Annotated in this window: 19 protein-coding genes; 9 read left to right on the top strand and 10 right to left on the bottom strand. The window is 56.1% G+C overall.

Annotated features, from left to right (window positions below; translation table 11 throughout):
- Window positions 1-182: 182 nt before the first annotated feature.
- From dgoD to dgoR, 4 genes are read right to left on the bottom strand one after another with little or no spacing between them, the layout of a single operon-like run.
- The gene (gene dgoD, locus AFK67_RS00315; protein WP_007729371.1) at window positions 183-1,331 is read right to left on the bottom strand and encodes a galactonate dehydratase; all 1,149 of its coding nucleotides are present in this window, start codon (window positions 1,329-1,331) and stop codon (window positions 183-185) included.
- Complete coding sequence (locus tag AFK67_RS00310; protein WP_007729367.1) at window positions 1,328-1,945, bottom strand: 2-dehydro-3-deoxy-6-phosphogalactonate aldolase; 618 nt, start codon at window positions 1,943-1,945, stop codon at window positions 1,328-1,330. The genes dgoD and AFK67_RS00310 overlap by 4 nt, the downstream gene beginning before the upstream one ends.
- Entirely contained in the window at window positions 1,929-2,813 is an 885-nt protein-coding gene (locus AFK67_RS00305; protein WP_007729365.1) for a 2-dehydro-3-deoxygalactonokinase, read from the bottom strand. Before AFK67_RS00305 ends, AFK67_RS00310 begins: the two co-directional genes overlap by 17 nt.
- Entirely contained in the window at window positions 2,810-3,493 is a 684-nt protein-coding gene (dgoR, locus tag AFK67_RS00300; RefSeq protein ID WP_007729362.1) for a D-galactonate utilization transcriptional regulator DgoR, read from the bottom strand. The genes AFK67_RS00305 and dgoR overlap by 4 nt, the downstream gene beginning before the upstream one ends.
- Window positions 3,494-3,816: 323 nt before the next feature.
- On the opposite strand from dgoR, the gene AFK67_RS23040 reads away from it, so the two are divergent.
- Window positions 3,817-3,990 (top strand): DUF5431 family protein, encoded by a 174-nt coding sequence (locus AFK67_RS23040; RefSeq protein WP_007729359.1) that lies wholly within the window; start codon window positions 3,817-3,819, stop codon window positions 3,988-3,990.
- A gap of 19 nt (window positions 3,991-4,009) precedes the next feature.
- Here the strand turns inward: AFK67_RS23040 and yidA are convergent, their stop codons facing one another.
- The 5 genes from yidA to dnaA form a co-directional block, all read right to left on the bottom strand.
- The gene (gene yidA, locus AFK67_RS00295) at window positions 4,010-4,822 is read right to left on the bottom strand and encodes a sugar-phosphatase (RefSeq protein ID WP_007729357.1); all 813 of its coding nucleotides are present in this window, start codon (window positions 4,820-4,822) and stop codon (window positions 4,010-4,012) included.
- A gap of 320 nt (window positions 4,823-5,142) precedes the next feature.
- A complete protein-coding gene (gene gyrB, locus AFK67_RS00290) occupies window positions 5,143-7,557 on the bottom strand; it encodes a DNA topoisomerase (ATP-hydrolyzing) subunit B (RefSeq protein ID WP_032967657.1) in 2,415 nt (804 codons plus the stop codon).
- A gap of 28 nt (window positions 7,558-7,585) precedes the next feature.
- Complete coding sequence (recF, locus tag AFK67_RS00285; RefSeq protein ID WP_007732847.1) at window positions 7,586-8,659, bottom strand: DNA replication/repair protein RecF; 1,074 nt, start codon at window positions 8,657-8,659, stop codon at window positions 7,586-7,588.
- Between the two features lie 173 nt (window positions 8,660-8,832).
- Entirely contained in the window at window positions 8,833-9,933 is a 1,101-nt protein-coding gene (gene dnaN, locus AFK67_RS00280; RefSeq protein ID WP_007732851.1) for a DNA polymerase III subunit beta, read from the bottom strand.
- A 4-nt stretch (window positions 9,934-9,937) separates the two neighbouring features.
- The gene (gene dnaA, locus AFK67_RS00275; protein ID WP_038866323.1) at window positions 9,938-11,323 is read right to left on the bottom strand and encodes a chromosomal replication initiator protein DnaA; all 1,386 of its coding nucleotides are present in this window, start codon (window positions 11,321-11,323) and stop codon (window positions 9,938-9,940) included.
- A 299-nt stretch (window positions 11,324-11,622) separates the two neighbouring features.
- Between dnaA and AFK67_RS23690 the strand changes: the two genes are divergently transcribed.
- The 8 genes from AFK67_RS23690 to AFK67_RS00250 all read left to right on the top strand — a co-directional run bounded on the left by AFK67_RS23690 (window position 11,623) and on the right by AFK67_RS00250 (window position 17,135).
- Complete coding sequence (locus AFK67_RS23690; protein ID WP_418884790.1) at window positions 11,623-11,703, top strand: hypothetical protein; 81 nt, start codon at window positions 11,623-11,625, stop codon at window positions 11,701-11,703.
- Between the two features lie 229 nt (window positions 11,704-11,932).
- Complete coding sequence (rpmH, locus tag AFK67_RS21355) at window positions 11,933-12,073, top strand: 50S ribosomal protein L34 (RefSeq protein WP_000831330.1); 141 nt, start codon at window positions 11,933-11,935, stop codon at window positions 12,071-12,073.
- Between the two features lie 14 nt (window positions 12,074-12,087).
- Window positions 12,088-12,447: a ribonuclease P protein component gene (gene rnpA, locus AFK67_RS00270; protein WP_004386002.1), complete on the top strand. Its 360-nt coding sequence runs from the start codon at window positions 12,088-12,090 to the stop codon at window positions 12,445-12,447.
- Window positions 12,411-12,668, top strand: coding sequence for a membrane protein insertion efficiency factor YidD (gene yidD, locus AFK67_RS21350; protein WP_004386003.1), 258 nt, complete (start codon window positions 12,411-12,413; stop codon window positions 12,666-12,668). Before rnpA ends, yidD begins: the two co-directional genes overlap by 37 nt.
- Window positions 12,669-12,670: 2 nt before the next feature.
- Complete coding sequence (yidC, locus tag AFK67_RS00265; RefSeq protein ID WP_007732862.1) at window positions 12,671-14,320, top strand: membrane protein insertase YidC; 1,650 nt, start codon at window positions 12,671-12,673, stop codon at window positions 14,318-14,320.
- A 106-nt stretch (window positions 14,321-14,426) separates the two neighbouring features.
- Entirely contained in the window at window positions 14,427-15,791 is a 1,365-nt protein-coding gene (gene mnmE / locus AFK67_RS00260) for a tRNA uridine-5-carboxymethylaminomethyl(34) synthesis GTPase MnmE (protein WP_007732866.1), read from the top strand.
- 211 nt (window positions 15,792-16,002) lie between these two features.
- Complete coding sequence (locus tag AFK67_RS00255; RefSeq protein ID WP_032967658.1) at window positions 16,003-16,704, top strand: hypothetical protein; 702 nt, start codon at window positions 16,003-16,005, stop codon at window positions 16,702-16,704.
- Entirely contained in the window at window positions 16,701-17,135 is a 435-nt protein-coding gene (locus tag AFK67_RS00250; protein WP_032967659.1) for a hypothetical protein, read from the top strand. Before AFK67_RS00255 ends, AFK67_RS00250 begins: the two co-directional genes overlap by 4 nt.
- Window positions 17,136-17,317: 182 nt before the next feature.
- Here AFK67_RS00250 and AFK67_RS00245 read toward each other — a convergent pair whose 3' ends face one another.
- A complete protein-coding gene (locus tag AFK67_RS00245; RefSeq protein WP_007732884.1) occupies window positions 17,318-17,743 on the bottom strand; it encodes a hypothetical protein in 426 nt (141 codons plus the stop codon).
- Window positions 17,744-17,995: the final 252 nt, after the last annotated feature.

Here is a 17,995-nt window from a genome sequence, read left to right as displayed (position 1 = left end):
TGGGTTTACCGCCCGGCGGCGCGTCGCTGACCGGGCCTACAACAGACTTTTTATTTAATGATTACGCGCAGCGCGCTAAATATTCACGTGGTAATAACGCGCGATGTCCTGAATAGTTCGTATTGCAACAAGACGGCGAATTAACGCAGCCAACGCCGTTGCAGCGCGAAATAGGACGGGCATTACCATTCGGCGACGGAGCCATCGGCATGCCGCCACAAAGGATTACGCCAGTCTGCGCACTGTTTGCTGCGCTCAACGACCTGCTCTTCATCGATCTCGACACCCAGGCCCGGCTTCATCAACGGCTGGAAGTAGCCGCCTTCCATTTTGAAATCGTCTTTATTTTTAACGAAATCAAGCAGCTCTGCGCCCTGGTTATAGTGGATGCCCATGCTCTGCTCCTGGAATACCGCGTTGCGCGAGATGAAATCCACATGCAGGCAGGCCGCCAGGGCAACAGGGCCCAACGGGCAGTGCGGCGCGAGGCCAACGTCATAGGCTTCCGCCATCGCGGCGATTTTCGCGCATTCGGTAATACCGCCCGCGTGCGATAAATCGGGCTGGAGAATGGCGAGGCCGCCTGCTTCGAGCACGCGTTTAAATTCAAAGCGCGAGAACATGCGTTCGCCTGCCGCGATCGGAATATGCGTTTGCGCGGCGAGACGCGGATAATATTCCGCCTGCTCGGCTAATACCGGCTCTTCAATAAATAAAGGACGATAAGGTTCAAGTTCTTTAATTAATATTTTCGCCATTGGCGCGCTGACGCGTCCGTGGAAATCCAGACCGAACTCGATTTCGCTGCCAAATTCCTCACGGATCTGCGCAACGGTATTTACCGCGGCGTCCACTTTGCGCGAGTCATCAATAATCCCTAACTCTTCGCAGCCATTTAATTTAAAGGTGTCGAAACCTATCTGGCGCAGCGTTTTAATACCGGCGATCACTTCCGCCGGACGGTCGCCGCCAACCCAGCTGTAGGCTTTAATTTTGTCGCGCACCAGGCCGCCCATCAGCTGCCAGACCGGCGCGTTCAGCACTTTACCTTTAATATCCCACAGCGCCTGGTCGATACCCGCGATGGCGCTCATCAGAATGGGGCCGCCGCGATAGAAACCGCCGCGATACATCACCTGCCATAAGTCGTTGATGCGGGCCGGATCCTGGCCAATCAGGTATTCGCCAAGCTCATGCACCGCCGCCTCGACCGTGCGGGCACGCCCCTCAATAACCGGCTCGCCCCATCCGACCACGCCTTCATCCGTCTCAATCTTGAGAAACATCCAGCGGGGCGGTAAACGGTACGTCGTTAGTTTGGTAATTTTCATTGCACTGCCTCTCGATACGCCTTAACAAATGCTTTCGCCTGCGCGGCCGTGCGCTCAACCGGCTGTCCGGCGCGGTAAAGATCGCTGCCAAGCCCGGCGCCCACGCAGCCCGCTTTCAGCCACACCGCCAGGTTTTCCGGCGTGACGCCGCCGACCGCGAAGACCGGGATGTCCGGCGGCAGTACGGCTTTTAACGCTTTGATGTAATCAGGGCCGAAGGCGGCGGACGGGAAGATTTTCAGCGCCTGCGCGCCTGCCTCAATGGCGGTGAACGCCTCGGTCGCCGTGGCGCAGCCGGGGCAGACGGTCATGCCGTAACCCACCGCGCGTTTGATGACGTCAGGCTGAATGTTCGGTGTGACGATAAGCTTGCAGCCCATTTGCGCCAGCTCGTCGACCTGCTCCGGCTTCAGCACCGTGCCCGCGCCAATCAGCGCACGCTCGCCGAATGCCTTCACCAGCATCGGCAAGCTCTCCTGCCACTGCGGCGAGTTAAGCGGGACCTCTACCGCGTCAAAACCAGCGTCGAGCACCGCGGCGACATGCGCTTCAGCTTCCGGCGGGGTAATGCCACGTAAGATTGCGATAAGAGGGAGATCAGTGTGCCACTGCATGAGCGAGACTCCTTATGCCTGCCTGAAATGCGTGGTCGCCCTCAAGCGTCCGGGCCGTGTACCCCAGCAGCGTCAGCGCGTGCTGGTAACGGCTCGCAAGCGAAGGACTGGCGACCAGCGTGAGAGGTTGCTTGCGGTCTGGCTGCCAGTGGCGAACCTGGCTTGCCACTTCATTGCCAATCAGCAACCCGGAAAGGAATTCAGAGACGTGTTCGCGCGCAAGCGTGCCCAGGACATGGGCGGCGCGCACTTCGAACAGGCGCGCCAGCGGCGCATCGGTAGCCACGCCCTGCTCAAGGCCCGCCTGAAAGGCGTCGGCGTCCGGCTGCTGTTCAGGCAGGCCCGCGCCGATAAGCGAATGGGTCAAGAGAAGATGGTGCAGTTCGCCGGTCATGACGGTGCGAAAGTCGCTGACCTGCGCGTTATCGGCCTGCACCCATTTGCAGTGCGTGCCGGGCATAATATAGAGCGGCGCGGGGGCAAGTTCGCGGGCACCCAGCAGTTGGGTTTCTTCGCCACGCATGACGTTGAGGTTATCGTCACGCGTCACGCACAGACCGGGAATGATAAAAACGTCGGGCGCGACGGTGGTGAGCTGGCTGGCGATATCGGCGAAACGCGCCGGGCAAGGGAGATAAGGAGCGATGATCCAGCCCGCGTTGCTGCCCACCATCCCGGCCATGACGACGGGCGTGGTGGCGTCGCGCCAGCCTTCGGTCACCTGCGCTAACACCGCGTCGGGGGTTCTGCCGTTAAGGCGGGTGACGCCCGCCTCCGATTGCCTGCTCTCCAGGCATTGCTCGTCCTGAAAAAGCCAGGCGCGAAGATTCGTGGAACCCCAGTCGATAGCGATGTAGCGAGATGTCATGTGATTTCCTTAAGCCTTTTTGTGGAGCTTGCGATCATGGTTAACGCCGCCTGCTCCGCCGCCTCGCCATCCTGATGCCGTATCGCATCGAACAGCGCCTTATGTTCCTGGAGCGTTTTCGGCATGTTGGCCTCATCGCCCATCCAGGTGCGCTCAAACACGGCCCGTTGCAAAGAGCTGATAGCCACGCTGAGCTGTTGCAACACCGGGTTGTGCACCGCCTCCAGCACCGCTTCGTGATAGCGGATGTCTGCTTCGTTAAACGCGTCACGATCCTGGTTGTTGGCAATCATGTCGTTGAGCGCCGCCTCAATGCGCGCCAGATCGTTTGAGGTGGCGCGCTCCGCCGCCCAGCGGGCAATGGCGGGTTCGACCAGATTGCGCACTTCGCTCATAGAGGCGATAAGACGCGGGTCGTCGTCGTGCTCCAGCACCCACTGCAACACCTCGGTGTCGAGGTAGTTCCACTGGTTACGCGGCGCAACAAAGGCCCCGCGATAGCGTTTCATCTCTATCAGCCGCTTCGCCATCAGCGAGCGATATACCTCGCGGATGATATTGCGCGAGGTTTCAAACTCTTCACACAGCTCCGCTTCGGCGGGGAGCGCGGCGCCCGGTACATATTTCCCGCCGACAATCTGGCGGCCCAGCGTAACGATGATGCGGTCGGTTTTGGTCATGCTTTGGGTTCCTTTCACGCGAGGTTTCTTCGCTTACTTTACCCTGACCGCCGAATTTCGCCGCATTTTTGAAGTACAACCGTGACGCGGGTGGCCGTGCTGATGGGTTCAATGTAGTACAATCTATATTCGTTGTACTACAATTTAGATCACAAAAACGACAAAAGGATATATCGGGAGTGATAGCTGAGCGGGATTCATCAAGTGAGCTGATAATGGTAGGAAATAACGCGAATGACAGAAAGGCAGCAGGGAAAAGGCGCAAAGATTCAGCAAAACGCCCGTAGGGTTTCGATAGGTTAGCGCAGAAAAGGCGATTTATAATGGCGGCGGCGCTTGAGGCTTTTTGCCTCCTGCGGTCAGCAGAAATGCAAAATGTGGTGAGGCAGAAAGAAGAAAGCCATGAAACTGCTGCGAAGTACCCTGTTCTGATGCGTATTAACGCTCTGTATCACGTTGTTAATGTTTACATTTCTGACGCGCCGTCCGCCGATTAACGTGCGGCGCGTCACCCTGTTAACGCAGTGCGAATTTCTCAATAGCGTATGCGACGCCATCTTCCAGGTTCGAGCGGGTCACGACGTTGGCGGCCTCTTTCACGGCATCGATGGCATTTTCCATCGCCACGCCGATGCCCGCATACTCCAGCATCGCAATGTCATTTTCCTGGTCCCCTATCGCCATCACCTCTTCCGGCTGAATGTTTAAGACCTCAGCCAGTGATTTGACGCCGGTGCCTTTGGTAACGCGTTTATCAAGAATTTCCAGGAAGTACGGCGCGCTTTTCAGCACCGTATATTTCTCTTTCACTTCCTGCGGAATGCGCGTGATGGCTTTATCGAGGATGTCCGGCTCGTCAATCATCATCACCTTCAGGAAGGTCATGTTCGGGTCCATTTTTTCCGCCTCACAGAACACCAGCGGAATAGTGGCGACAAAAGATTCATGAACGGTATAGCGGCTGATATCGCGGTTCGCGGTGTAGAGCGTGGTGCGGTCCAGCGCGTGGAAGTGCGAGCCGACTTCGCGGGAGAGCTGCTCCAGATAGCGGTAATCGTCATAGTTAAGCGGGGTTTGCGCCACGGTGCTACCGTCGCTCGCCTTTTGCACCAGCGCGCCGTTATAGGTGATGCAGTAATCGCCGGGTTTATCCATCTGCAGCTCGCGCAGATAGCTCTCCACGCCAGCATAAGGACGTCCAGTGGTCAGCACTACGTTGATGCCCTGTTCACGAGCCGCGGCGATGGCGTTTTTCACGCCCGGTGAAATGGTGTGATCGGGTAGCAGTAAAGTGCCATCCATGTCGATTGCGATAAGTTTGATAGCCATGAGTTCCCCTGCATAAATAAGCCTTTTGGCATGCTAACGCGATTCTGCTCAAAAAACAGTAGCAGCCGGGGCGAGAAAAGGGGATGGATCCGCAGGGAAAATGCCGGTTAATGCAGGCGCATGTCAGGGTGGATGCGCTGCGCTTATTCTCTACGACATAACATTCTACGTCGCATGCAGGCCGGATAAGCAAAGCGCCCCCCGCCGTCAGGGATGATTAAAAGAAAAGGTGGGTACGCTGCACGCACCCACCTTACAAAACGACATTCTGCGTCGTACGCCAGGCGGGTCAGCAACGCGCTACCCGCCATCAGGCGTTATCAGATATCGATATTCGCCGCTTTCAGGGCGTTTTCTTCGATAAAGGCGCGGCGCGGCTCAACGGCATCGCCCATCAGCGTGGTGAAAAGCTGGTCGGCGGCAATCGCGTCTTTGACGGTGACGCGCAGCATACGACGGCTTTCCGGATCCATTGTGGTTTCCCAAAGCTGCTCCGGGTTCATCTCGCCGAGACCTTTATAACGCTGGATAGCGAGACCACGACGGGACTCTTTCACCAGCCAGTCCAGCGCCTGCTCGAAGCTCGCCACCGGCTGACGACGTTCGCCGCGCTCGATAAACGCATCTTCTTCAATCAGGCCGCGCAGCTTCTCGCCGAGCGTGCAGAGACGACGGTATTCGCCGCCGGTCACGAACTCGTGATCAAGCACGTAATCGGTGTCGACGCCGTGGGTACGCACGCGCACTACCGGCTCGAAACGACGCGTTTCGGCGTTTTCGCGGATGTCGTATTTCCAGACGCTGCCATGCTGCTCGTTTTCATTGAGCGTGGTGATAAGCGCGGAAACCCAGCGGGTCACGTTCGCTTCATCGGCCAGCGTCTCTTCCGTCAGCGTCGGCTGATAGACCAGCTCTTTCAGCAGCGCGCGCGGGTAGCGACGCTCCATACGGTTGATCATCTTCTGCGCGCCGTTGTACTCAGACACCAGTTTCTCCAGCACTTCGCCGGCGATAGCTGGCGCGCTCGCATTCGTATGCAGCGTCGCGCCGTCCAGCGCGATGGCTATCTGATACTGATCCATCGCCTCGTCGTCTTTAATATACTGTTCCTGCTTGCCTTTCTTCACTTTATACAGCGGCGGCTGAGCGATATAGACGTGGCCGCGCTCGATGATTTCCGGCATCTGACGATAGAAGAAGGTCAACAGCAGCGTACGGATGTGCGAGCCGTCGACGTCCGCATCGGTCATGATGATGATGCTGTGATAGCGCAGCTTATCCGGGTTGTATTCGTCACGGCCGATGCCGCAGCCAAGCGCGGTAATCAGCGTCGCGACTTCCTGGGAAGAGAGCATTTTGTCAAAGCGCGCTTTCTCCACGTTCAGGATTTTCCCTTTCAGCGGCAGGATCGCCTGATTCTTACGGTTACGGCCCTGTTTTGCAGAACCGCCCGCGGAGTCCCCTTCCACCAGGTAGAGTTCAGAGTGAGCCGGGTCGCGCTCCTGGCAATCCGCTAGCTTGCCCGGCAGGCCGGCGAGATCCAGCGCGCCTTTACGACGGGTCATCTCACGGGCTTTGCGTGCCGCTTCACGGGCGCGCGCGGCGTCGATAATTTTGCCGACCACGATTTTCGCATCAGACGGGTTCTCCAGCAGGTATTCCGCCAGCAGTTCGTTCATCTGTTGCTCAACCGCCGATTTCACCTCGGAGGAGACCAGTTTGTCTTTGGTCTGGGAGGAGAATTTCGGGTCCGGCACTTTCACGGATACCACGGCAATCAGCCCTTCGCGCGCATCATCGCCGGTGGCGCTGACTTTCGCTTTTTTGCTGTAGCCTTCTTTATCCATATACGCGTTCAGCGTACGGGTCATCGCTGCGCGGAAACCCGCGAGGTGCGTACCGCCGTCGCGCTGCGGAATGTTGTTGGTAAAGCAGTAGATGTTTTCCTGGAAACCGTCATTCCACTGCAGCGCCACTTCCACGCCAATACCATCTTTCTCGGTGGAGAAATAGAAAATGTTCGGGTGGATAGGCGTTTTGTTCTTGTTGAGGTACTCAACAAACGCCTTGATGCCGCCTTCGTAATGGAAGTGATCCTGTTTGCCGTCGCGTTTATCCACAAGACGAATCGAGACGCCGGAGTTCAGGAACGAGAGCTCGCGCAGGCGCTTCGCCAGGATTTCATATTCAAATTCAGTGACGTTGGTAAAGGTTTCGTGGCTTGGCCAGAAGCGAACCTGCGTACCGGTCTGTTCGGTATCGCCGGTCACGGCCAGTGGCGCTTGCGGCACGCCGTGCACGTAAGTCTGCTGGTGGATCTTGCCTTCGCGGCGAATCACCAGTTCCAGTTTCTGCGACAGGGCGTTCACTACGGATACGCCTACGCCGTGCAGACCGCCGGAGACTTTATAGGAGTTATCGTCAAATTTACCGCCCGCGTGCAGAACGGTCATGATAACTTCCGCCGCCGAAACGCCTTCTTCCGGGTGAATACCGGTCGGAATGCCGCGCCCGTCATCCGATACCGAGACAGAGTTGTCGGCATGGATGGTCACGACGATATCTTTACAGTGACCCGCGAGCGCTTCGTCGATAGCGTTATCTACCACCTCGAATACCATGTGGTGCAGACCGGTGCCGTCATCCGTATCGCCGATATACATACCCGGGCGCTTACGCACCGCATCCAGCCCTTTCAGGACTTTGATACTGGAGGAGTCATAAGAATTCGACATCAACGTTTCTCGCTCATTTTAACTTGGGTTAATCCGTTATTTTACCCTGATCGACAGCGAACATCTTCGAATTTTTGTCCGTCATGTCGAGAATATGTTCGGCGCTAATCGCGCTAACAAAGACTTGCGACTGCGTGGCCTTCAGGCGCTGCGCCAGAAGCCCACGTCGGGCGTCGTCGAGTTCAGAGGCAAAATCATCTATCAGATAAAGACAGCGTCGTCCGCTTTCGCGGGTGAGAAACTCACCCTGCGCCAGACGCAGCGCGCACATCAGGAGCTTGAGCTGCCCGCGCGACAGCGTATCTTCCACCGGCGCGCCGTCGGCGCGAATGCGGAAATCGGCCTTGTGTGGGCCATGCGCGGTATAGGTCAGCATCCGGTCGCGTTCAAAGCCGCGCTCCAGCACGTCGGCGTAATCGCTCTCTTTCTCCCAGCCGCGCTGGAAAGAAAAGGTGAGCGTAAATTCCGGCAAAAACTGAGCGCAGGTATCGGCCATATCGCTGGCGATCGCCTCGCTGTAGCTGGCGCGCCACTGACTTATCTGTTCGGCCAGCGGAACCAGTTCACGGTCCCACGGGCGCAGTTGTTCATAGCGGGTCACCTGTCGCAGCGCGGCGTTGCGCTGTTTGAGCAGGCGCTTTAAGTTGCTCCAGGCGACAAAAAAGCCCGGTTCGTTATGGAAGCATCCCCAGTCGAGGAACGCTCTTCTGTATTTGGGGCCGCCGCCGAGCAAAGTAAACCCCTCAGGGGTAATTAATTGCATCGGCATCAGTTGCGCCAGTTCGGCCACTTTATGACCGTCGCTACCGTCGATACGCACCGTGCTGTCGCCGTTGCGATCTTTCGTCAAGCCGACCGAGACTTCGCGTTCGTCGCCCTGCAGCCGCCCATGAAGAATAAAGGCATCCTGTTCGTGGCGAATCACGCGCCCGATTTGCAGGCTGCGAAACGCGCGTCCGTGGCCCAGCGTGTAAATCGCTTCCAGCACGCTGGTTTTCCCGCTGCCGTTCGCGCCAACCAGAAAGTTGAAACCAGGAGAGAGCGCGAGATCCGCATTTTCAATATTGCGGAAATCTTTGATAAGGAGACGCGTCAGTGACATTAAGAACTTTTCCGGTCCAGGGCGTGCATACTCTCAGAGACAGGGGGGCGTTGGTGTCGCAGCCAGTTCGGCTACCGCCAGCGCGCAGAAAGCGGAGCGTACACATAGTACGTGAGCATTTCGAGCACTGCCGGGAGGCGAAATGGCAAGTAAACCAGCCCCTTTTGCAAACTCTACAGACGCATGGGCATAACAACATAGGCTGCGGAACTACTCGCCGCGTCTTCAATCTGCACGCTCGACACCGAATCCGTCAGCAGAATGCGCACGTTCTCGCACTTCAGCGCGTTAAGCACATCCAGCACGTAACTGACGTTAAAGCCGATTTCCATCTCCGTGCCCGCGTAGGTGACGTCGAGGATCTCTTCCGCTTCTTCCTGTTCCGGGTTATTGGCGGTGATTTTCAGCTGGTTTTCGCTCACATACAGACGCACGCCGCGGAATTTCTCATTCGAGAGGATCGCCGCGCGGGCAAAGGCCTGCTTGAGGATATCGCAGCCGGCTTCCAGCGTTTTGTCCGGGTTTTTCGGCAGGACGCGACGGTAATCCGGGAAGCGGCCATCGACCAGCTTCGAAGTAAAGATGAAATCACCGACATGCGCGCGAATATTGTTGCTGCCAATCTGAATACGCAGCGGGGCGTCGCCGCCGTCGAGCATACGCATCAGCTCCAGCACGCCTTTACGCGGCACGATCACCGAATGGTTCGGCAACGGCTGACCAACCGGCATCGAACAGACCGCCAGACGGTGGCCGTCGGTCGCGACGGTACGCAGATCTTCGCCTTCGGTTTCAAACAGCATGCCGTTTAAGTAGTAACGCACATCCTGATGCGCCATCGAAAATTGCGTGGCTTCAATCAGACGTTTCATAGTCGCCTGCGCAAGCGTAAATTCCACTTCGCTCTGCCAGTCGTCCAGGTTCGGGAAATCCGCCGCGGGCAGCGTAGAGAGCGAGAAGCGGCTGCGTCCCGAGCTCACGCGCATGCGGTCGCCATCCAGCTGAACGGCGATTTCCGCGCCTTCCGGCAGGCCGCGGCAGATATCAAAGAATTTACGGGCCGGTACGGTGGTGGCACCCGGCTCATGCGGTTGCACTAACGCGACGCGCGCCACCATCTCCATTTCCAGATCGGTGCCGGTCAGCGACAGCGCGCCGTCCGCGACCTGGAGCAACAGGTTGCCGAGAATAGGCAGCGTCGGACGGCCACCCAGCGGGCCGCTGACCTGCTGGAGCGGCTTTAATAAATGTTCACGTTCAACGGTAAATTTCATAGCGTCACGAAGATAATGTTCTGATTAAATTGGAGAAATCTTCTTTGATATCGTGGCTTTCCTCACGCAGCTGCTCTATCTTGCGACAGGCGTGCAGCACCGTGGTGTGGTCGCGGCCGCCAAACGCATCGCCGATTTCCGGCAGGCTGTGGTTGGTCAGCTCTTTGGCGAGCGCCATCGCCATCTGGCGCGGACGCGCAACCGAGCGGGAACGCCGCTTGGAGAGCAAATCCGCCACCTTGATCTTGTAGTACTCCGCCACCGTCTTTTGAATATTGTCGATAGTGACCAGTTTTTCCTGGAGCGCCAGCAGATCGCGCAGCGCCTCGCGCACGAAATCAATAGTAATGGCGCGACCGGTAAAGTTGGCGTTGGCTATCACGCGGTTCAGCGCGCCTTCCAGCTCACGCACGTTGGATCGCAGACGCTTGGCAATAAAAAAGGCAACTTCGCCTGGCAGGCGGATATCGTTTTCATCCGCCTTTTTCATCAGGATCGCCACGCGAGTTTCTAACTCCGGCGGCTCAATGGCTACCGTGAGACCCCAGCCGAAGCGCGATTTCAGACGATCCTCAACCCCGTTGATCTCTTTCGGGTAACGATCCGACGTCAGGATGATCTGCTGATTGCCTTCCAGCAGGGCGTTGAAGGTGTGGAAAAACTCTTCCTGGGATCGCTCTTTATTGGCGAAGAACTGGATATCGTCAATAAGCAGCGCATCCACCGAACGGTAGTAGCGTTTGAACTCTTCAATGGCGTTGTTTTGCAGCGCTTTGACCATGTCCTGCACGAACCGCTCAGAGTGCATATAGACGACTTTGGCATTCGGCTTGCGCGCCATGATGCCGTTGCCGACCGCATGCAGCAGGTGCGTTTTACCAAGGCCGGTGCCGCCATAAAGGAAAAGCGGGTTATAGGCACCGCCGGGGTTATCCGCCACCTGACGCGCCGCCGCGCGGGCCAGCTGGTTGGATTTACCCTCAACGAAGTTATCAAAGGTGTGTTTGACGTTGACGTTAGAGCGGTAGGACGGCTCCGCAGGCGCGGGCACGTTGTCCCACGCCGGGCGCACGGGCGCCGCAGCGGGCGCCGCCTGCGCAGGCTTTACCGCCTGGCTTGCGGGCGCGGGCGTCGTTTGCGTCAGCGGTTTAGTACCGACTTCAAAGCGCAGCAACGGCGCGTCAGAGCCGCAGAAATCATTCAGTAATCCGTTAATATTATTGAGGTATTTGTCCCTTACCCAATCGAGCACAAACCGGTTTGGCGCATACAAAGCCAGCGTGTTATCGCTCAGTTCCGCCTGTAGGGGGCGTATCCACATGCTGAATTCAGTGGCTGGTAACTCATCCTGCAATCGGGCAAGACACTGCTGCCAAAGCGAAAGTGACACGGCGGACTCCACTCGAACAAAAGTCGATAAAAGACGAAGACTGAAACATTCATGATTGTTGACACACGCCGACAAGCCCCGAGCCGGGAGGCGTGCGAACCGCTATTTGCGGTTTTATACCCGATGCCTGAGATCAGGGATCCCGATCGGGACCGCGGATCATAGCCTAAAGCGAGACAGAGATCTCCTGTTTCTCACAGATTCTTCCCGATTTATCCACAGGCCTGCGTCAGGACGCTTAAGTGTAATCGATCCTTACCTGGCTGCGGCACGATTTGACCGGCATATCGGAAAAATTAATGACGATCGCGAAAATTTCGCTTTATCGATCTAACGAAGATCCCGCTCGATCCTTGCGCTTTGTTGGCGAGCCCGTATAATTCCCCACCCGGTGCGTAAAGCGCGGTTTATCGCCTCAATTTTGCGTGTTTTTTATCCTCGAACTGAGGTGAAAAGCGCGGGAAATAAGGAAAGTGAATTGACTCCGGAGTGTACAATTATTACAATCCGGCCTCTTTAATCGTCGATTACTTTGGCGTAAGTCGTCCGGCAGGCCGTTCGCGCATACGCAAAGTCAGTGAATTTATTCAAGTTTAGGTAGAAATCGCCATGAAACGCACTTTTCAACCGTCTGTACTGAAGCGCAACCGTTCTCACGGCTTCCGTGCTCGTATGGCTACTAAAAATGGTCGTCAGGTTCTGGCACGTCGTCGTGCTAAAGGCCGCGCTCGTCTGACCGTTTCCAAGTAATAGCTAACCCCTTAGTGGTTAAGCTCGCATTTCCCAGGGAGTTACGTTTGTTAACTCCCGCTCATTTCACCTTCGTCTTCCAGCAGCCACAACGGGCTGGCACGCCGCAAATCACCATCCTCGGCCGCCTTAATTCGCTGGGGCATCCCCGCATCGGTCTCACAGTCGCCAAGAAAAACGTCAAACGCGCCCATGAACGCAATCGGATTAAACGTCTGACGCGTGAAAGCTTCCGTTTACGTCAGCATGAACTTCCGCCTATGGATTTCGTGGTGGTGGCGAAGCGCGGGATTGCCGACCTCGATAACCGGGAGCTTTCGGAAGCTTTGGAAAAATTATGGCGTCGTCATTGTCGCCTGGTTCGCGGCTCCTGATAGCCCTCATCCGGGTCTATCAACGCTTCATTAGTCCGCTTCTCGGGCCGCATTGCCGTTTTCACCCCACCTGTTCGCAGTACGGAATTGAGGCATTGCGCAGGTTTGGGGTGTTAAAAGGCAGTTGGTTGACAGTGAAACGCGTATTAAAATGCCACCCTTTGAACCCGGGTGGAGACGACCCCGTCCCGCCAGGACCTTTTGATACCAGAGAACACTAACGATGGATTCGCAACGCAATCTTTTTGTCATCGCTTTGTTGTTCGTGTCTTTCATGATCTGGCAAGCCTGGGAGCAAGATAAAGCTCCAAAACCCCAGGTTCAGCAGACCACGCAGACTACGACCACCGCAGCGGGTAGCGCCGCAAGCCAGGGCGTACCGGCCAGTGGCCAGGGGAAACTCATTACCGTTAAGACCGATGTCCTTTCTCTTACCATCAACACCCGTGGTGGCGACATCGAGCAGGCGCTTCTGCTGGCATACCCGAAAGAGCTGGGCTCCAGCGAACCTTTCCAGCTGCTGGAAACGACGCCGAACTTCGTTTATCAGGCACAGAGCGGCCTGACCGGTCGTAACGGCCCGGACAACCCGAATAACAACGAGGGTCGCCCGCTTTATAATGTCGATAGCGACACCTACGTCCTGGCTGACGGTCAGAATGAACTGCTGATCCCGATGACCTTCACCGATGCGGCTGGCAACACCTTCACCAAAACGTTCGCCCTGAAACGCGGTCAGTACGCTGTGTATGTGGGTTACAACGTGAAGAACGCCGGCACGCAGCCGCTTGAAGTCGCCACGTTCGGCCAGCTGAAGCAGACTATCGATCTGCCGAGCCATCGCGATACCGGCAGCAACAACTTTGCTCTGCATACTTTCCGCGGCGCGGCGTACTCCACGCCGGACGAGAAGTATGAGAAATATAAGTTCGATACTATCGCCGATGATGAAAACCTGAACGTGAGCGCCAAAGGCGGCTGGGTCGCAATGCTCCAGCAGTATTTCGCGACCGCGTGGGTTCCGGCCAACAACGGCACCAACAACTTCTATACCGCGAACCTGGGTAACGGTGTGGCCGCTATCGGCTACAAATCCGCGCCGGTTCAGGTACAGCCAGGCCAGACGGCGGCGCTTGCGAGCACCCTGTGGGTCGGCCCGGAGATTCAGGACAAAATGGCCGCCGTTGCGCCGCACCTTGACCTGACCGTTGACTACGGCTGGTTGTGGTTCATCTCTCAGCCGCTGTTCAAGCTGCTGAAATGGATCCACAGCTTCCTCGGCAACTGGGGCTTCTCTATCATCGCTATCACCTTTATCGTTCGTGGCGTGATGTACCCGCTGACCAAAGCCCAGTACACCTCCATGGCGAAAATGCGCCTGCTGCAGCCGAAGATTCAGGCAATGCGCGAGCGTCTGGGTGACGATAAACAGCGTATGAGCCAGGAGATGATGGCGCTGTACAAAGCGGAGAAAGTGAACCCGCTGGGCGGCTGCTTCCCGCTGCTGATTCAGATGCCAATCTTCCTTGCGCTGTATTACATGCTGATGGGCTCTGTGGAACTGCGTCACGCGCCGTTCGCGCTGTGGATCCACGACCTTTCCGCGCAGGACCCGTACTACATTCTGCCGATCCTGATGGGCGCGACCATGTTCTTCATTCAGAAGATGTCGCCGACCACCGTGACCGACCCGATGCAGCAGAAGATTATGACCTTTATGCCGGTCATCTTTACGGTCTTCTTCCTGTGGTTCCCGTCCGGTCTGGTGCTGTACTATATCGTCAGCAACCTGGTCACCATCCTTCAGCAGCAGCTGATCTACCGTGGTCTGGAAAAACGCGGTCTGCACAGCCGCGAGAAGAAAAAGTCCTGATTCGGTAGTTAACCGGATGAGGCGAAGCCGCCATCCGGCAAAGGAAACATCACGTTAAGGGCGGTCTGATGACCGCCCTTTTTATTGGTATGACACGAGACAAACCATGAGCCATAACGACACCATTGTCGCCCAGGCGACGCCTCCCGGACGCGGCGGCGTAGGCATTCTGCGCGTCTCCGGCCAGCAGGCGCGGGACGTGGCGCAGGCGGTGCTGGGCAAACTGCCGAAAGCGCGCTATGCCGATTATCTGCCGTTTAAAGATGCCGACGGCACGGCGCTCGATCAGGGGATCGCGCTGTGGTTCCCGGGCCCCAACTCCTTTACCGGCGAAGACGTGCTGGAATTGCAGGGCCACGGCGGCCCGGTGATTCTGGATCTGCTGTTAAAGCGCATCCTCACCCTGCCTGGCGTGCGTATCGCAAGGCCTGGCGAATTCTCCGAGCGGGCGTTTCTTAACGACAAGCTCGATCTCGCGCAGGCGGAAGCCATCGCCGATCTGATTGACGCCAGCTCTGAACAGGCGGCGCGCTCGGCGCTGAACTCGCTACAGGGCGCGTTCTCCGCGCGCGTGAACCATCTGGTCGAGGCGCTGACGCACCTGCGCATTTTTGTCGAAGCGGCTATCGATTTCCCCGATGAAGAGATCGACTTTCTCTCCGACGGCAAAATCGAGGCGCAGCTTAACGAGGTCATCGGCGATCTCGACGCGGTACGCGCCGAAGCGCGTCAGGGCAGCCTGCTGCGCGAAGGGATGAAAGTGGTGATTGCCGGTCGTCCAAACGCGGGCAAATCGAGCCTGCTGAACGCGCTGGCGGGCCGCGAGGCGGCAATTGTGACGGATATCGCGGGCACGACCCGTGACGTGCTGCGCGAGCATATTCACATCGACGGCATGCCGTTGCATATCATCGACACCGCCGGTCTGCGCGAGGCGAGCGATGAAGTGGAACGCATCGGCATTGAGCGCGCCTGGCAGGAAATCGAACAGGCCGACCGCGTACTGTTTATGGTTGACGGCACCACGACCGACGCCACCGACCCGGCGCAAATCTGGCCCGATTTTATCGCCCGTCTGCCCGCGAAACTGCCGATCACCGTGGTGCGTAATAAAGCAGACGTTACCGGCGAGCAGCCAGGCATAAGCGAAGTGAATGGTCACTCACTTATCCGCCTTTCGGCGCGCACGAATGAGGGCGTGGACGTGCTGCGCAACCACCTGAAGCAAAGCATGGGGTTTGATACCAGCATGGAAGGCGGCTTCCTGGCCCGCCGACGCCATCTGCAGGCGCTGGAAACGGCGGCCAACCACTTACAACAGGGCAAAGCGCAGCTGCTGGGCGCCTGGGCTGGCGAACTGCTGGCCGAAGAGCTGCGTCTGGCGCAGCAGGCGTTAAGCGAGATAACCGGTGAATTCACCTCCGACGATCTGCTGGGCCGTATTTTCTCAAGCTTCTGCATCGGTAAATAACGCCGCACCACCGTTGTCAGTAAGCCTCCACTAACCCGCATTAATCACCTGTTAATGCGGGTTTTTTATATGTTATTGAGGTAAGAGATAACCCTGCTTAATAGCTTTAGGGCTCAGCTTCCTTGAACGATGTTTGAAGCTGCATCCTGGCTGGATCGGTTTAAAAAACAGCTATAACATTAACACTCACTTTTAATAGGGATATTAAAGCGTGAGTACCAGAAATGAAATAAAGGACGGGACCTTATTTGACGTGTTGGACAGAGGTATAGTCTACACCGAGGTATTAGGCTGGCTTGATATGGGACATTCCCGAGGCAATGATGTCGCTGCGCTTAGACATCAATTTCTTAAGGGGGAGCGTAGCGGTAAACCATCTTACCGGGTTATGTATCGGCAGGATATGGGGATCATCAAGTTCAAATCGCGCGTTGGCATAGGCAAATTCTCTCACTGGGAAATTAAACGCGGCAGAAGCACTGAAGATATCAACAGAATAATGCTGGCGATGATGATGAACACTGCGTCTGTATTTGAAGGCTTACAAAGCCTTCGGTCATTTTCCTGGTACACTGATAGCGGTTTTAGTGGAGAAGATTTGGTTTCCGATCTGTTTGGATTCTATCGGGCTATCATTCCGGGTCGATATGGTTATCGCCTCAGACCCGTCAGTTATAGCGCAGCTATTCGGCGATGGGATTACTACGGAGCTATAGGCTCCTATAAGAACCGCGGGTTCCGCCCTATTCTTTTTCCTGATCCGGATGATCCGTGCGTCCGACACCAGCCATATACAGTAAATTTACCCCACTTCATGAGATGGATGAGGCCCTGGGACGATTTTACATCTGGTGTGGTTAAGGTGATGACCAATGCAGGTACATCGCTTTCGTTCATGGGAGCGAAGAAATGAACGTTCTGTTAAAAGCCGTCAAGGGGTACGCCCTGCTGGTTATCACGATATTTATCCTCGGATGGCTTTTTATAGGGTTCGTCGCATCTGGCAGTAACGAAACGACGACTTACTCTGAAAGCGACGTTTTCAAGTATCACACGCTTACAGACAAGGATATTGAAAACGCACCGCGTATCACCAATAACTACCATTTCGAAGCGCATCCTGGCGATGGTTACGCACCTTCAAATAGTATTATTTTTAAAGGGGTGAGTGAGGTAGCGCCGCTGCGCGCTTATCTGGAGCAGCTCGGATATACAAAGGAAAAGCGTCATCTTGGAGATAAGGAAATCTGGTCAAAGCCAGGCCACCCCGAGGGGGATCTTTTCTATTTGTACTTCAATACAGTCACGAAAGAAGCTGAGTTGACGAAGGTTCTGAATAACTGAGCCTCGCAGCTTCAGTCTTAATTGAAAGCCCCGGTCAAAGGCAGTCTGAATGTTGTTTGAGCTGCCATTAAATGGATGTAGTGATGAAAACGCATTGATCATAACCCGCATTAACCAACTGTTAATGCGGGTTTTTATTGTCAGCCGGGATGCCAGAGAGCCCTGCGGGTTCGCTGTAGAGATTAGCTTTCATTTATCGCTTCAGAGGCCGCTGCGGCAATTTTTTTGCAAAGCGCGGCGTGCCCCGATGGGCATTGCGTTTTAGCGTTATCCTCTGTCTGTTGCAGAGAGTCAGAATCGAGCGTCGAATCAATATGGCTGAGCACCCACTGCTCAAATGCGGGCTGGCGTTTTACGAGGGCATCTAAAGCCGGCAACGTGCGCCACTGGTCAGCTAAAAGACGGATAACGGCTTCCGACTGCCCTTCGCCAGGACTGCCCTCATCACATGACGAGTAACGCACATAACTTTCGTATACCGCAGCCCAGGTATTGAGATGATCGACGGCATTTTCTGCGGCTTGCGCTTTCTCTTTCGTGCATTCACTGGCCTGCGTGACAGGGCAAAAAAAGGCAAAAACGAGGCAAAACAGGAGAGATTTGTTCATAGTCCGATACACGCCCATCATACATTCGGGATGCCGCCTCTGAGAGGCGTATTCGTCCACGCATTGTTCCCTAAAAACATCACATTACCGCTTACCGGCTTTACAAAAAAGCCTTTCATATTGTGCCTGTTAGCGTCATTACCAACGTTTCAGGAAAAGCTGAAGGGAGCGAAAGCAATGAGTCCTGCTTTTACGCTCGTCTTTCGCTGCTGATGTTCGCCATCCCTGGCTTTGTGTAGTAAGCATCCACTC

It is taken from the genome of Cronobacter dublinensis subsp. dublinensis LMG 23823 (assembly GCF_001277235.1).
GTDB classification, from domain to species: domain Bacteria; phylum Pseudomonadota; class Gammaproteobacteria; order Enterobacterales; family Enterobacteriaceae; genus Cronobacter; species Cronobacter dublinensis.
Note: the sequence above shows the minus strand (reverse complement) of the source record. Positions and strands in the feature narration are given on the sequence as shown.